This window comes from Tateyamaria sp. GN1-10 (genome assembly GCF_055693845.1).
Map to the genome: position 1 here is coordinate 653,989 of NZ_JBVFUR010000004.1, position 15,105 is coordinate 669,093.

Sequence of the window (15,105 nt, forward strand, 5' to 3'; positions counted from 1 at the left end):
TGTAAGATATGGCAGGCGCGTGCGAAGACCAGACCGCAACACTCTGTTCACCAATTCATCAAAAATTAAACTTAATTACAAAGTGTTAATCACTAAGACGCGTTAACGATGTCTGCTATTTTTGCCGTGGTGGAGGCGTTCAAACCCGCACGGAGTTAGGAGATGATCGAACCAACAACCGGGGTCCAACCGGGGACCATTGCGCACCAATACCGCGTGCTCAACGCAGCCGACGCAGCACTTGTCTGGGTGTTGAAATGGTCTGGTGATGCGAACCACGTCATCGCAAACAAGCTGGGGACAATGCCCACGCGTGTCGCGGACATCCTTGCGGAAAACACGCATTTGGGCAGCAAGGAACAGGCGACCAGGATGGTCGCCCGCTCCGAAAGCTGACTATTCCGCCGGAATGGCCGCTGTTTCTTCGCTGATCGGATGCGCAAGCTTGTTTAGCATCTCCTTCGGACAGATCTGAAGGAAATTGTGTTGCTCGACATCCCAGTGCTGAAGGAGGGTGGCCGCCTTGGCACTCCCCGTCTCTTCCAGGTGGCGCTCCAGTAAACCTTCCAGCTGCGCCTTCCAATGGTCCACGGTCACGGGGCAGGTCACCAGCGTTTCCATGTTCATAAGCGCTTGTGACTTGCCTTCCGGATCATACAGATAAGCCATGCCCCCGGTCATGCCCGCGCCAAAGTTGGCCCCGATCTCACCCAGAATGACGGCGACACCGCCGGTCATGTATTCACACCCGTTCGACCCGCAGCCCTCGATCACCACCTTCGCGCCCGAGTTCCGCACGGCAAACCGTTCGCCTGCGCGACCGGCGGCAAACAGGTAACCATCAGTGGCACCGTACAGCACGGTGTTGCCGATGATCGTATTGTCGGCGGCGACGATGGGGGATGCCATGGGCGGACGCACCACGATGGTGCCGCCCGACAGGCCCTTGCCCACATAGTCATTGGCATCGCCAGACACTTCCAGCTTCAGCCCTGGTGCTGCAAAGGCGCCCAAGGACTGACCCGCTGACCCGTTCAGCTTTACAGTCAGATGGTCGGGTTGCAGCGTATTGCGCATCCCGAACTTACGCACGATGTGGCTGCTGGTGCGCGTGCCCACGGTCCGATGCGTATTCTGCACCGCATATTGCAACTGCATCTTCTCGCCATCCTCAAGGAACCGCGCAGCGTCGCGCACGATCTGCGCGTCTAACGTATCCGGCACCGCGTTGCGATCCTTGTCGCGGTTGTAAACGATGTCCGCCGCCCCATCGACCGAGATCAGCATGGGGTTCAGGTCCAGATCATCCAGATGGGCCGATCCACGCGACACCTGCGCCAGCAGGTCCGCCCGGCCAATCACCTCGTCCAACGACCGCGCGCCAATCTCGGCCAGCAGCTCGCGCACTTCCTGTGCGTAGAACGTGATCAGGTTCACCACCTTGTCCGCATTGCCGGTGAACTTCTCACGCAGGGATTCATCCTGCGTGCACACGCCCACGGGGCAGGTGTTCGACTGGCACTGACGCACCATGATACAGCCCATCGCGATCAGGGCCGCCGTGCCGATCCCGTATTCCTCGGCCCCCAGCATCGCGGCCATGACAATGTCACGGCCAGTGCGCAGTCCACCATCGGTCCGCAGGGTGATCCGGTCGCGCAGGTTGTTCATCGCAAGTACTTGGTGGGCTTCGGTCAGGCCCATTTCCCAAGGCAGACCGGCATATTTGATCGAGGTCGCGGGCGACGCGCCCGTGCCACCATTATGGCCCGAAATCAGGATCACGTCGGCCTTCGCCTTCGCCACACCAGCGGCAATCGTGCCCACACCCGACGACGCCACCAGCTTCACCGTCACCTTGCAGCGCGGGTTGATCTGCTTGAGGTCATAGATCAGCTGCGCCAGATCTTCGATCGAATAGATGTCGTGGTGCGGCGGGGGTGAAATCAGGGTCACGCCCTTGGTCGAATGCCGCAGCCGCGCGATCAGATCAGTGACCTTCATGCCGGGCAACTGCCCACCCTCACCGGGCTTGGCGCCCTGCGCCACCTTGATCTCCAGTTCTTCGCACTGGTTCAGGTACTCGGCGGTCACGCCAAAGCGGCCAGACGCCACCTGCTTGATCTTGGCGCTGGGGTTGTCGCCATTTGGCTCGGGGTGGAAGTGCGCCGGATCCTCACCGCCCTCACCACTGTCCGACTTCGCGCCAATCCGGTTCATCGCCACGTTCAGGGTCTTGTGCGCCTCCGGGCTCAGCGCGCCCAGCGACATCCCCGGCGTCACGAACCGCTTACGGATCGAGGTGATGCTTTCCACCTCTTCCAGCGGCACGGGCTTGCCCAATGGCTTGATGTCCATCAGGTCGCGCAGATGGATCGGTGGGTTCGACCGCATCTTGGCCGAATACTGTTGCCACATCTGGTAGGACGCCCGGTTGCAGGCCATCTGCATCATGTGCATCGACGTGGCTTCCCACGCGTGGGTCTCACCCGACTGCCGCGCCTTGTAGAAACCGCCAATGGGCAGCACGTTGGTGCCGGTCCAGCCCTGCGCGTGGACCTCTTCCACCTTGGACTGGATGCCGGTCACACCGATGCCCGAGATGCGGCTCGTCATGCCGGGGAAGAACTCGGCACACATGGCACGGGACAGGCCCACGGCCTCAAAATTCAGGCCCCCACGGTAGGACGACACGACGCTGATCCCCATCTTCGCCATGATCTTGAGCAGCCCCTGATCAATGGCATTGCGATACCGCGCCACAGCCTCGGTCAGGGTGCCATCCAGCAGGTTCCGGTCAATGCGGTCGGCCAGTGAATCCTCGGCCAGATAAGCGTTCACGACGGTTGCACCACAACCAATCAGCACGGCAAAGTAATGTGGGTCGATGCACTCGGCACTCCGCACATTCAGCGAACAGAAAGTCCGCAAGCCTTGCCGCGTCAGATGCGAATGCACGGCAGACGTCGCCAGGATCATCGGCATCGCCACCTTGTCCGCGTCAGAATGCTGGTCGGTCAGCACGATGTGCCCAGCACCCGACCGCACAGCGTCCTCGGCTTCGGCCCGGATACGGGTCAACCCCGCGCTCAGGGCGCCTTGTCCGGGCTCAAATGTACAGTCAATCTCGACCAGATCGGCATTCAGCTGCGTGATCAACTCATCCCACTGGGCATTGCCCACAAACGGACTGTCCAGCGTGATGATCTCGGTCTGCGCGCTGCTCTCATCCAGCACGTTTTTGAGGTTCCCGAACCGCGTCTTCAGGCTCATCACCCGATACTCGCGCAACGAGTCAATCGGCGGGTTTGTCACCTGAGAGAAATTCTGACGGAAGAAGTGCGACAGCGGGCGATACTTCTTGGACAGAACCGCCGAAGGTGTGTCATCCCCCATCGACGCCAACGCCTCTTTCCCATCCTCGGCCATGGGGGCAAGGATGCTTTCCAACTCTTCAATCGAATAGCCAGCCGCAATCTGACGGCGGCGCAACGCCTCACCCTCAAACAACGCCCTCTCGGTCACACCGGACAGCGCGGATTCAAGATCGGTGATCTTGCCCACCCACTCACCAAAGGGCTGCGAGGCCGCCAGCTGGTCCTTTATCTCGGTGTCGTGGAACAGCTTGCCCTCGACCATATCAATGGCCAGCAGCTGGCCGGGGCCCAGCGCGCCCTTCTCAACCACACCAGCTTCTTCCAATGGCACCATCCCGGTCTCGGACCCGGCAATGACCATCCCGTCATTGGTCACGACATAACGCATCGGACGCAGGCCGTTCCGGTCCAACCCGGCACAAACCCAGCGGCCATCGGTCATCGCCAAGGCGGCAGGACCGTCCCACGGCTCCATGACCGAGTTGCAGTAGGAGTACATGTCGCGCCACGCCTGCGGCAGTTCCACCGCCTGCTTCGACCACGATTCAGGCACCAGCATGGTCTTGGCCATCGGCGCATTGCGGCCCGCACGCACCAGCATCTCGAACACGGCATCCAACGCGGCCGAGTCACTCGACCCGCTGGCCACGATGGGCTTGATGTCTTCGGCCATCTCGCCAAAGGCACCCGAAGCCATGCGGATCTCGTGAGATTTCATCCAGTTCAGGTTGCCCTTCAGGGTGTTGATCTCACCATTGTGGGCCAACATGCGGAACGGCTGCGCCAGCCACCACTGCGGGAAGGTGTTGGTGGAATAGCGCTGGTGATAAATGGCAAAGGCGCTCTCGAACCGCTCGTCCATCAGGTCGGGATAGAACTCGGCCACCTGCTCGGCCAGCATCATGCCCTTGTAGATGATCGACCGGCACGACATCGACGCAATGTACAATTCAGGCACCTGCGCAGCGGCAGCGGCCTTCTCGATCCGACGACGAATGACGTAAAGCTCGCGCTCGAACGTCTCTTCGTCCACACCCTTGGAATTCGAGATCAGAATTTGCTCGATCTCCGGGCGGGTCGCGTTCGCCTTCTCACCCAGGCACGAGATGTCGACCGGCACATGGCGCCAGCCATAGATGTAATAGCCCATGCGCAGCACTTCGGTTTCCACGATGGTCCGGCAGGTCTCTTGCGCGCCAAAGTCAGTGCGGGGCAGAAACACCTGACCCACGGCCACCATTTGATCGCGATTGGGGGTGTGGCCCGTGCGCTCGATCTGGTCATAGAAAAACGCCTCGGGGATCTGCACATGAATACCCGCGCCGTCGCCGGTCTTGCCATCGGCATCCACAGCGCCACGGTGCCAAATGGCCTTCAGCGCCTTGATGCCGTTTTCAACAACAGCCCGGCTTTTGGTGCCATCCACGGACACAACCAGACCCACACCGCAAGACGAATGCTCCTCGGCCTCGGAATACAGACCATTCTCGGCCATAAACGTGCGCTTGGCTTCTTCGCGGCGAACCCAGTCAGCATCATATTTGGTCATTGGTCGGTTCCTTTCTTCGGGCTTGCGTAACGCGCCAGCGTCGGCTCGCACTCATATAGCGGCGTTTTGGTGAAGAACCCGGGCTCACCGGGATACACAAAATCAATCGGTGAATTGTCCCAAGAGAAGGGCTCGTCAGTGTCGGTCCGCGTGTAGTTGCCACTGATGAAACGGCGCAAACGCGGGATGATGTATTCGTTGCCTTCAAGTTCAAAGACGGTGCCGTCGGCCAACTCGCTGCGCATGGAAAACTGCGTTTTTAAAAGCGTTTCGCCATCAATCACAACCTCACCCGGCAGAATGCGGTCGAAGCCGACATAGCGGTTCAGCCCGTCCGGTCCCTGCTGCTGAAAATCAAGGCTATCGACCCCTGTCTCCAGCAATTCGGTCATGTTGGCCGGATCGGCGGGCGGCTCAACCAGGACGAACCGGCGCATCGGAAACATCTCATAGCTTTCGACCCACTGGGTTTCATAGTCGATCTTGCCCAGATTGCTTGGCCCATCCACGTCAAAGGTGATGCCCCATTGTTCACCTTGGGCATCCGCCTCGCAGGTATACAGATGCGTCACCTCGCACCCACGGCTCTGGATTGTCAAAACCTCGGTACATCCCGCAGGCGGATAGAACCGCGATCCATCCTGCTGTGCCAAGGCCGGAACGGCACTGGCAATCGCCAAGGCAATGCTGATGCTTGCACACAGTTTCATGATGCACCCACGTCTGGATTGATGGCGACAACTTCGTCACGCGTCAGCCGCTTTTGACCATTGTTCTCCAGACGCAGACCGGCTGGCATATGATCAACAAAGATCTCGTGGCTCAGCGTGAACACGTCCGGATCGTCAAAGATGCCAAGCGGCAGGTCAGTGCCCCCAAACCACTTACCCGGCTTCGTTTGACGGAAATACAGGTTCGTCCCACATTCCCGGCACCAGGCCCGTTCGGCCCAATCACTGGTGGCACGGGTCGCAATGTGTTCGAATCCAGTCCAGGTCAGATCATCGGTCTTCACGCTGACCTCAAACAACGCCGATCCGGTCCAGCGGCGGCAGGACGGGCAATGGCAGATGCTAAAAGTGGTCGGCACATTGCGCGCAGCAAAGCGGACCGCCCCACACAGGCAGCCTCCGGTCGCTTTGTCCAACATGTCGTTCATCTTCAGACGTCCTTAACCTTCTGGGTCATTCGGGTCAGCGATGCTGTCCTGTTGCCTTCATCTTTCGTTCAGGTTTCGGCCCCATCCCAAACTTCGCGGTTTGAGCCGACAAATGTGCAGTTTTCCAAAATCGCTGGAAAACGGCGTGTTTTCAGGGATACCAAACTTCGCAGTTTCGATCCGAAACTACGCGATTTACTCTGCCGCGATCACCTCGGTTGCCGCGTTGAACTGTTCAAGGATCGCGTCGGCACAGTCCCGACCATCCCGGATCGCCCACACCACCAGCGAAGCACCCCGCACGATATCACCCACGGCATAGACACCGTCGACGGCGGTTTTGCCTGTGGTGAATTGCGCCTTAATCGTGCCCCAGCGGGTGATGTCCAAACCGTCCGTGTTCCAAAGCGTTGGCAGGTCCTCAGGCTCAAAGCCCAGCGCCTTGATGACAATATCTGCCTCTTCGACATAGTCGGCACCTTCGATCACCTCGGGCGCTTGGCGACCCGTGGCATCAGGGGCACCCAGACGCATCTTTTGCACCATGACTCCGGCCACCTTTTCCCCGTCGGTCGTAAAGCCCTTGGGCGCGCTCAACCATTCGAAAACGACGCCTTCTTCTTCGGCGTTCTGCACTTCGCGTTGCGAGCCGGGCATGTTCGCGCGGTCGCGGCGATACAGGCATTTCACGCTCGTTGCACCCTGCCGGATCGACGTCCGCACACAGTCCATTGCAGTGTCGCCACCACCAATGACAACCACCCGCTTGCCTTCGGCATTCAGGCGACCATTGTCAAAGTCGGCTACATCATCGCCAAAGCTCTTGCGGTTCGATGCAGTCAGGAAATCAATCGCCTTCTCGATACCGGCTGATTCACCGTTAGGCATTGAAAGATCACGGCTTTTGTACACACCTGTGGCGATGATGACGGCGTCATGTTCTGCACGGATGTCATCGAAAGCGATGTCTTCGCCCACGTTGCAATTCAGTTTGAAGGTCACGCCGCCCAGCTCAAGCTGTTCGTTGCGGCGCATGACCACGTCCTTCTCCAACTTGAAGCCGGGGATACCATAGGTCAGCAAACCGCCCGCGCGATCATAGCGGTCATAGACGGTGACTTGCACACCGGCGCGGCGCAGCACGTCCGCTGCGGCCAACCCGCCGGGACCCGCCCCGATGATGCCAACAGATTCGGCCCGTTCCGTGCTCGGCTTGATGGGCAGAACCCAGCCTTCTTCCCAGGCGGTATCCGTGATGTATTTCTCAACCGACCCAATGGTGACGGTGCCGTGGCCGGACTGTTCAATCACGCAATTGCCTTCACACAGACGGTCCTGCGGGCAGATGCGGCCACAGATCTCCGGGAAGGTATTGGTCGCCTGGCTCACCTCATAGGCTTCACGCAAGCGCCCCTCGGCGGTCAGCTTCAGCCAGTCAGGGATATTGTTGTGCAACGGACAATGCGACTGGCAATAGGGCACCCCACATTGCGAACAGCGCGATGCCTGCTCCTTCGCCTTCGCATCTGCATACTCAGCATAAATCTCCCGAAAATCCTCACGACGCACGTCAGCCCCACGCTTCTCAGGCATGTCCCGTTCGATCTTCACGAATTTCAGCATCGGTTGTTCAGCCAAGACATATCCTCCAACAAGCGGTCCGAGCCGTTTATGGTATCGTGGGGGGAATTAAAAGTCAGCATTGCTGACTTTTTTCAGATTTTTTGCGAAATCGTACTGTAGGTTTGGGAAATTTGGCACAAATATACATCCGAGTCGGACCTATATTACTGCTTTACGTTCAGAATCAAAGGCTTGTAACGTCACTATATCATAGGATCAGGCGCAAGATGACTCTTTTTCAACTTCTGATGGTGGCCATCATTCAAGGCATCACCGAATTCTTGCCGGTGTCATCGTCTGGGCACCTGATCTTGTTGCCAACGCTGACCGGAACACCAGATCAGGGACTCGCCATCGATGTTGCAGTGCATGTCGGCACGTTGCTCGCGGTTATCCTGTACTTCTGGTCCGATGTACGAACCGCTGCACATGGTTTGACACGGCTCGCACAGCGCAAGGTCGACACCCAGGGCGCATTCCTGGCCCTGTGCCTGATCACGGCAACGATTCCAGCACTGGTAGTTGGCCTTGCCATCAAAGTGACCGGGTTGGACGAAGCCATGCGCAGCGCAGCGGTGATCGGATGGACCATGCTGATCTTTGGTCTTGTCCTTTACTGGGCCGACAAACGCGGCCCGACCGATCGCACAGCAGAACGATGGACCATCAAGCACGCGGGCTTGATGGGCCTTGCACAATGCCTGGCGCTGATCCCCGGCACGTCCCGGTCGGGGATCACCATCACCGCCGCACGCGCCCTTGGATATGAGCGCGAAGGGGCCGCCAAACTGTCCATGCTCATGTCGATCCCCGTTATCATCGCGTCAGGTGCGGTGTTGAGCGTTGATGTCGTCAGCGATGCAAATTGGGCCGTGATGCGCGACGCAGTCATCGCAGCCGCGTTTGCCTTTGTTGCAGCCCTCGCAGCCCTCGTTCTGATGATGCGGTTGCTGCGCAGTGTCAGCTTCACACCGTATGTGATCTACCGCGTCATCCTGGGAATTGGGTTGTTGATCTGGGCCTACAGTTAGACGCGCAGGTTCCGCGCGCTTTCCTTGATCGCATCGTATTGGCCCGAGGGGCGGAAGCGCCAGAGATAGTCTGGCAGCACCGAGCTCATCGCAATCGGATCAATCCCGAGATCCTCGAAACCTTTGGCGGCATCGGACACCACGTTGTCATTGCGCAGGTTGCGCACCTGATCGCGCGTGATCTGCGCCGGGACCAGCCCGAGTGTCAGCGCACTCAGCGTGTCAAAGCCGAACCCCATGATGGATGCAGCCCAAAACGGAATGTTCACAACGGCCCGGCGGCGACGGATCACCTCGAGCATCAAAGTCATCAGTGCCCGGAATGTGCGCACGTCCGGGCCGCCAAGCTCATACACACCGGCAGGGACATCGGTTGTCAGCGCACGTTCGGCAGCTTTGGCAACATCATCAACATAGACAGGCTGGAACCGGGTATCTGCACCGACGACAGGCAGGATTGGGCCCAAACGGGACATGGATGCAAACCGGTTAAAGAACTGGTCCTCTGGCCCGAAGATGATGGAAGGGCGCAAAATCACCGCCTCCGGCATGTGCTGTAGAACAGCCGCTTCACCTTCTGCTTTGGTCCGGGCATAATCGCTGGCGCTTTCTGCATCCGCACCGATCGCAGAGATGTGGATCATCTTTTCGACACCTTGCTCAGCTGCGATGCGCGCAATCCGCTCCGCCCCTTCCGCCTGCACGGCCTCAAAAGTGTTCTTGCCCTGTTTGGCGAGAATGCCGACGCAATTCACAACGGCATCGGCGCCCATCATCACCTGCGCAACAGACGCATCGTCGCGGATGTTGCACAGGACAGGCTCAACCTGTCCCACGACACCATAGGGTTTGACAAAGATCGCCTCATTCGGACGGCGCACGGCGACACGCACACGCCAACCTGCCTTGGCCATCCGTCTTGCGACGTACCGCCCTACAAAACCGGATCCGCCATAGATCGTGACCAGCTGGGACATGTCTTGCTCCTCGCGCACAGGTTCGAAACGGGTCTATCTGCCGCTTGGCGCGCAGACAAGACGCCAAATTGGCACGGCAAAGGCCGGATTTGAAGTTTTTCAAAGCCGTCGCTCGGAAGACCCGCGCCATGGCCTGATGATCATGCAGAATCGGATTGACACCCCCAAGCACCACGCTTAAACGACGCTCCACCAACCCGTGCCCAGATGGCGGAATTGGTAGACGCGCTAGCTTCAGGTGCTAGTGTCCGTATGGACGTGGAGGTTCGAGTCCTCTTCTGGGCACCAAAAATCCCCTTATCCTTGATCCGCATTGTGTGCCTATTCTTCGAAATAGCCCTTATGCGTCGTATAGATCGCGTCGATGATCGGGTCGAGACGGTTAAGGTGTTGGCGCAGAATGCGATCAGCGGCCTCCGCATCCTGTCCAAACAGCGCCTGCACCAGCCCATCGTGATCTTCGTACAGCGTTTGCATGGCCTCAGTGCTGGTGAGTGACAACATGCACAACCGGTCGACCTGTGCCTTATTTGCAGCGATCATCTCGAATGCAAAGGGGCGGCCGGCCGACAGACAAAGCAAGCGGTGAAAGTCGTAATCCAGATCATGAAACGCCTTCGTGTCCTCCGCCGCAATTGCATCCCGCTGACCGCGCAGACTCGCCTTGAGATCGGCATCGAATGCCACGTTCCGTGACTGGGCGGCAGTGCGTACCACCTCAAGTTCAATGGCGGCGCGCACGAACCGTGCATTTGCAATCAAATCGCGCGAGAATGGGCGAACAATCGTGGCCCGTTGGGGCCTGATCAGCAGTAGGTTGAGATTGGCAAGCCGCGTAAACGCCTCGCGCACCGGCTGGCGTGAATATCCGAAAGACTTCGCAACATCCGTCTCAGAAATCTTTGTACCGGGAAGCAGATCAAGCCCGACGATTCGAGCAAACAATTCGTCGAAGATGCGGTCCGTGCTGGTGATGCGATCGACGGTCTCTGTGGATGCCATTGGTGTTCGTCTTTCCGATATTCGATTGGCGCATTTTGCCAAAGATACAAGGCTTGGGAAGCCCCCATTTCTGTATACCAGACAACATCTGAAACAGCGCTCCGCAACGTTGAAAATAAACAGATACCGTAAAATGTAAACTTTCTTGTTGACTAGTATGCAAGTTTTCGTGTTGCCTATCTTCACTTCAGGAAGGGACGGGACAACCGGGTCGATAGGAGTGAAGTCTCGTGGGATTTGCAGTGGCCAGCAATCAACGGCTCATTCGGCTCCACATGATTCAGCTTAAGACCCGCAAGCCTACGCCTTCCACTATGGTTTCCGTCTGAGGAGGACGGCAACCGCACAGGAAGACCAGAACATGAATGGGAGGCTCACATGTTTAACTTTTCACTGAAGGCAGCGACCGCTGCTGCTGTCCTGATCGGCGGCGTTTCCATCGCACAAGCCGACGTAACCTTGCGGGGCGCAAGCATGTTCGACGAAGAACATGCGTTCACTCAGACCCTGCGCGAATTCGAACGGCTGGTTGCCGATAAATATGACGGTGAGGTCGCATTCGATCTGCGTCTGAACGGGGAACTGGGCGTTGAATCCGACTATGTGACGTATCTCAATCAGGGCGTGGCGGTCGACTATACGATCCTTGCACCGTCCAACATGGCCGTCTTTTCGGAATCGATTCCATTGATGGACATGCCTTTCCTGTTCCGGGATCTCGACCATTGGAACGCGGTTCTGTCATCGGACGCGCTGCAACCGCTTGAGGCTGATCTGCGCGAAGCTGCTGGAATTGTCATTGTTGGCTATCACGGCGGCGGTGTGCGCAACCTCGCCTCGGCCGAACCAATCACCAATATGGAAGAACTCGCCGGTCACCGGATGCGGGTGATGGGTGCTCCAATCCAGGCACAGACATTCTCGGCCGTGGGTGCCGCGCCGTCGGCCATCGCGTATAACGAGGTCTACAACGCCATCCAGACCGGTGTGATCGCAGGCTTCGAAAACGAAGCGGCGTCAATCCAGAACCTGAAGTTCTACGAGGTTGCTCCACATATCTCGTTGACACAGCACACCATCACAGTGCGTCCCATCGTGATGTCGGCAAAGATCTTTGACGGTTTGCCCGCCGATCTGCAGGCTGCCATCATGGATGCAGGGGCCGAGGCCGGTTCATTTGGTCGTGCCCTTGAAAGCGGGCAGGACGGTGAAAAGCTACAGGCGATGGCGGACGCCGGCCAGATCAAGGTTCACGACTTCGCCGGACGTGAAGAGATGCTCGAACTCGTGCAACCGGTCCAGGACGCTTATGCTGCAGAGCTGGGTGCAACCGAACTGCTTGAGCGCATCCGCGGGATGTAATTTCATGATGACGGACGGCACCTTTCGGGGGTGCCGTCCGTCGGCTCTTTGACCCGGTTTCGGGACACTCCCGCATAGGACAGAACATGGTTGGACGACTTCTAGACCGATTTTGCATCGGTCTTCGTATCTTGCTCGGCGTGCTGATGGGCGTTCTGGCCATCCCGGTCGCGATGCAGGTGATCTCTCGGTACACCGGCCTGATCCCTACGTATCTGTGGACCGAGGAACTGGCGACATTCATCTTCATATGGATCGTCATGATCGGATCAATGGTGGCTGTCTGGGATGGCACACATTTCGATGTGCGTGTGATCCCGGATGCACAGCGCCCCGTGCTGCGTCTGATCCAGAACGGCATTGTCCATCTGGCGATCCTCATATTCGGGCTGATGTTTGCAATCTACGGGATCGAATATGCCGAGTTTGGCAGCAACCAGCGGTCGGTGATGATGCGTGCCAACCTTCTGATCACCCACATTTCCCTGCCAGTTGCCGGCGTGATCTGGTCCATTTTTGCCAGCTACCGACTTGTGCAGGAATTCCTGGCATTCCGCCAACCCGCCGGAGCGACCCAATGATCCTCGACACTGCCACGGCGAGCCTCATGCTCATTGCGGGCTTCCTCATCCTCATCCTGATCCGGATTCCTGTGGCCTTTGCGCTTGGCCTGTCCACGGTGCCGGTTGTCCTGATCGAATTGCGCCTGACGCCGTTCATCGTGCTGGACCGGATGTTCCAGTCCTACAACTCGTTCATCCTTCTGGCCGTGCCGTTTTTTCTGCTTGCGGCAAATTTGATGAACAGCGGCAAGGTCACGGATCGGTTGATCGAACTGGCCCGCGTGCTCACGGGCTGGCTGCCCGGCGGGCTTGGGCATGTGAATGTGGCCGTTTCCATGTTGTTTGCAGGTATCTCCGGTTCATCCACTGCGGATGCTGCCGGGATTGGCAAGATCCTGATCCCCGCCATGCAGAGGGAAGGGTATGACACCCGCTTTGCCGTCGCGATCACCGCCTGTTCGTCCGTGATGGGGGTGATCATTCCGCCGTCCATCCTGATGATCGTCTGGGGCGGTGTGATGCAAGTCTCGGTCGGGGCGCTGTTTCTGGGGGGCGCCATACCTGGGGTGATGATCGGACTGGCGCTGATGGCGACGGTCTATGGCTTTGCAAAGGTACGCGGTTATCCCGTGACGGCGCGACCGGACTGGCGTGAATTCCTCGCAGCCTGGAAAGGGGCCGCTCTTGCGCTGCTGACGCCGATCTTCGTGATTGGTGGCATCGTGGGGGGCATCGTTACGCCAACTGAAAGCGCCATTATCGCAGCAGGCTATGCCCTGATCCTGGGCATGTTCGTCTACCGAACCGTCAAGCCACGCGATCTTGGCTTCATCCTGTACGACACCGCGCGGTTCGCTGCGATTTCCCTGTTCGCCATCGGCACTGCAACGGCCTTTGGCTGGCTCTTGTCGTTTTACAACGCGCCGCGCCTGATCGTCGGTATCCTGACCGCGTGGGACTTCGGCCCGTTCGGCACCGCGTTGGTCATCGCTGCACTGTTCCTGATCTTCGGGCTGTTCATCGATGCAATCCCGACAATCATTATCCTTGGCACAGTTCTGATGCCGGTGGCGCAGGCCGGCGGGGTCGACCCCATCGCGTTCGCGATCATCGGGATCGTGTCGCTGGCGTTCGGATTGGTGACACCGCCCTACGGGTTATGCTTGCTGATCTCATCAGCTATCGGCGGCCTCAACGTGGTGCAGGTGCTGCGCGAAGTGGCAATCATACTGGCCCCAATGCTGGCGATCCTGATCCTCCTCGCGGCGGTTCCCGACATCATATTGTGGCTTCCCAGAACCCTCATGCCCGGGGCATTCCCCTGATCCCGAGAACCTAAATCATCCCGAACCCCCGGGCCGCATAGCGCCCGCCCTGACAGGAGAGAGCTTTATGAAACTTGCAGGCAAAACCGCGATCGTGACCGGAGGTGGCCGCGACATTGGACGTGCCGTTGCCGTGAAACTGGCCTCCGAAGGGGCCAATGTCGCCATCAACTACTTCGCCAGCTCACAGGGCGCAGAGGAGACGGTGGCGCAGGTCGAGGCGGTCGGCGGCAAGGCCATCGCAGTCCAAGGTGATCTGAACAAAACAGCGGATGTTGATGCACTGGTGACCAAAACGGTCGAGGCCTTCGGGGGCATAGACATCCTCGTGAACAATGCCGGGGGCCTGATCGCGCGCAAGACCATCGCCGAGATGGACGTGGATCATTGGAATGCTGTCATGTCCCTGAACCTGACAAGCACTTTCCTGATGACAAAGGCCTGCCTTGCTCACATGTCGCAAGGGGCCATTGTCAATCTTGCCAGCCAGGCTGGACGTGACGGGGGCGGGCCAGGTGCGGTGGCCTATGCCACATCCAAGGGGGCCGTCATGACCATGACACGTGGTCTGGCCAAGGAACTGGGCCCGGATATCCGCGTCAACGCGCTTTGCCCCGGTATGATCGACACCGATTTCCACAACATCCACACACCCGACGCAGGCCGCCGCGGGTTCGAAGCGAACGCCCCGCTCAAGCGGCAGGGCTATGTCGAAGATGCTGCGAACCTGGTGCTGTTCCTCGCCTGTGATGACAGCGCCTTCGTCACCGGAACAAACATCGACATCAACGGCGGCATGCTGTTTTCATGACCGGCACTCCGAACCACCCTGTCGTTCAGACGGGCGAGGGCGTCACACGGCAAGTGCTGGCTGACCACCCCGAGATGATGGTGGTGGCCTTCCGTTTCTCAGCGGAAGGCGCCATCGGCGCGTTGCATGATCATCCCCACGTTCAATCCACCTACGTGGAGAGCGGGCGCTTCGAATTCACGCTTGGCGACACCACACGCGTCGTTGGCCCGGGCGACAGTTTTGTCATTCCATCGGGGCAGACACATGGATGCGTCTGCCTCGCGCCCGGGACGCTGATCGACAGCTTCACGCCCCGACGCGACGACTTCCTGTAGGGTTCCTTC

Annotated in this window: 13 protein-coding genes and 1 tRNA gene; 8 read left to right on the forward strand and 6 right to left on the reverse strand. The window is 58.8% G+C overall.

All coding sequences use genetic code 11. From position 1 onward, the window contains the following. Positions 1 to 162 precede the first annotated feature (162 nt). Positions 163 to 396, forward strand: a complete 234-nt coding sequence (locus ACZ1HN_RS05065) for a hypothetical protein (protein ID WP_299204005.1) — start codon at positions 163 to 165, stop codon at positions 394 to 396. Here the strand turns inward: ACZ1HN_RS05065 and gltB are convergent, their stop codons facing one another. From gltB to ACZ1HN_RS05085, 4 genes are all read right to left on the reverse strand, one after another. Next, entirely contained in the window at positions 397 to 4,926 is a 4,530-nt protein-coding gene (gene gltB, locus ACZ1HN_RS05070) for a glutamate synthase large subunit (RefSeq protein ID WP_472726708.1), read from the reverse strand. Continuing rightward, entirely contained in the window at positions 4,923 to 5,636 is a 714-nt protein-coding gene (locus ACZ1HN_RS05075) for a hypothetical protein (RefSeq protein ID WP_472726709.1), read from the reverse strand. Before ACZ1HN_RS05075 ends, gltB begins: the two co-directional genes overlap by 4 nt. Further along, positions 5,633 to 6,085 carry a GFA family protein gene (locus ACZ1HN_RS05080; protein WP_472726710.1) on the reverse strand — a complete coding sequence of 151 codons (453 nt, stop codon included), beginning with the start codon at positions 6,083 to 6,085 and terminating at the stop codon, positions 5,633 to 5,635. The genes ACZ1HN_RS05075 and ACZ1HN_RS05080 overlap by 4 nt, the downstream gene beginning before the upstream one ends. Positions 6,086 to 6,280: 195 nt before the next feature. Continuing rightward, the gene (locus ACZ1HN_RS05085; RefSeq protein WP_472726711.1) at positions 6,281 to 7,723 is read right to left on the reverse strand and encodes an NAD(P)-dependent oxidoreductase; all 1,443 of its coding nucleotides are present in this window, start codon (positions 7,721 to 7,723) and stop codon (positions 6,281 to 6,283) included. 212 nt (positions 7,724 to 7,935) lie between these two features. Here ACZ1HN_RS05085 and ACZ1HN_RS05090 point away from each other — a divergent pair, with 212 nt between their 5' ends. Beyond that, positions 7,936 to 8,739: an undecaprenyl-diphosphate phosphatase gene (locus ACZ1HN_RS05090; protein ID WP_472726712.1), complete on the forward strand. Its 804-nt coding sequence runs from the start codon at positions 7,936 to 7,938 to the stop codon at positions 8,737 to 8,739. Here the strand turns inward: ACZ1HN_RS05090 and ACZ1HN_RS05095 are convergent. Next, the gene (locus ACZ1HN_RS05095) at positions 8,736 to 9,716 is read right to left on the reverse strand and encodes a complex I NDUFA9 subunit family protein (protein WP_472726713.1); all 981 of its coding nucleotides are present in this window, start codon (positions 9,714 to 9,716) and stop codon (positions 8,736 to 8,738) included. The genes ACZ1HN_RS05090 and ACZ1HN_RS05095 overlap by 4 nt on opposite strands. A gap of 201 nt (positions 9,717 to 9,917) precedes the next feature. Between ACZ1HN_RS05095 and ACZ1HN_RS05100 the strand changes: the two genes are divergently transcribed. Beyond that, positions 9,918 to 10,004: transfer RNA gene (locus tag ACZ1HN_RS05100), tRNA-Leu, on the forward strand. Between the two features lie 33 nt (positions 10,005 to 10,037). On the opposite strand, the gene ACZ1HN_RS05105 is transcribed toward ACZ1HN_RS05100, so the two are convergent. Beyond that, the gene (locus tag ACZ1HN_RS05105) at positions 10,038 to 10,718 is read right to left on the reverse strand and encodes a GntR family transcriptional regulator (protein WP_299211633.1); all 681 of its coding nucleotides are present in this window, start codon (positions 10,716 to 10,718) and stop codon (positions 10,038 to 10,040) included. A 378-nt stretch (positions 10,719 to 11,096) separates the two neighbouring features. Between ACZ1HN_RS05105 and ACZ1HN_RS05110 the strand changes: the two genes are divergently transcribed. The 5 genes from ACZ1HN_RS05110 (at position 11,097) to ACZ1HN_RS05130 (ending at position 15,096) form a co-directional block, all read left to right on the forward strand. After that, complete coding sequence (locus ACZ1HN_RS05110) at positions 11,097 to 12,080, forward strand: TRAP transporter substrate-binding protein (protein WP_299211631.1); 984 nt, start codon at positions 11,097 to 11,099, stop codon at positions 12,078 to 12,080. Between the two features lie 86 nt (positions 12,081 to 12,166). Further along, positions 12,167 to 12,661: a TRAP transporter small permease gene (locus ACZ1HN_RS05115; RefSeq protein WP_472726714.1), complete on the forward strand. Its 495-nt coding sequence runs from the start codon at positions 12,167 to 12,169 to the stop codon at positions 12,659 to 12,661. Beyond that, entirely contained in the window at positions 12,658 to 13,968 is a 1,311-nt protein-coding gene (locus ACZ1HN_RS05120) for a TRAP transporter large permease (RefSeq protein WP_299600226.1), read from the forward strand. The genes ACZ1HN_RS05115 and ACZ1HN_RS05120 overlap by 4 nt, the downstream gene beginning before the upstream one ends. Before the next feature lie 67 nt (positions 13,969 to 14,035). Then, entirely contained in the window at positions 14,036 to 14,779 is a 744-nt protein-coding gene (locus ACZ1HN_RS05125) for an SDR family NAD(P)-dependent oxidoreductase (protein ID WP_472726715.1), read from the forward strand. Next, positions 14,776 to 15,096, forward strand: a complete 321-nt coding sequence (locus tag ACZ1HN_RS05130; protein ID WP_472726716.1) for a cupin domain-containing protein — start codon at positions 14,776 to 14,778, stop codon at positions 15,094 to 15,096. The genes ACZ1HN_RS05125 and ACZ1HN_RS05130 overlap by 4 nt, the downstream gene beginning before the upstream one ends. Positions 15,097 to 15,105 lie beyond the last annotated feature (9 nt).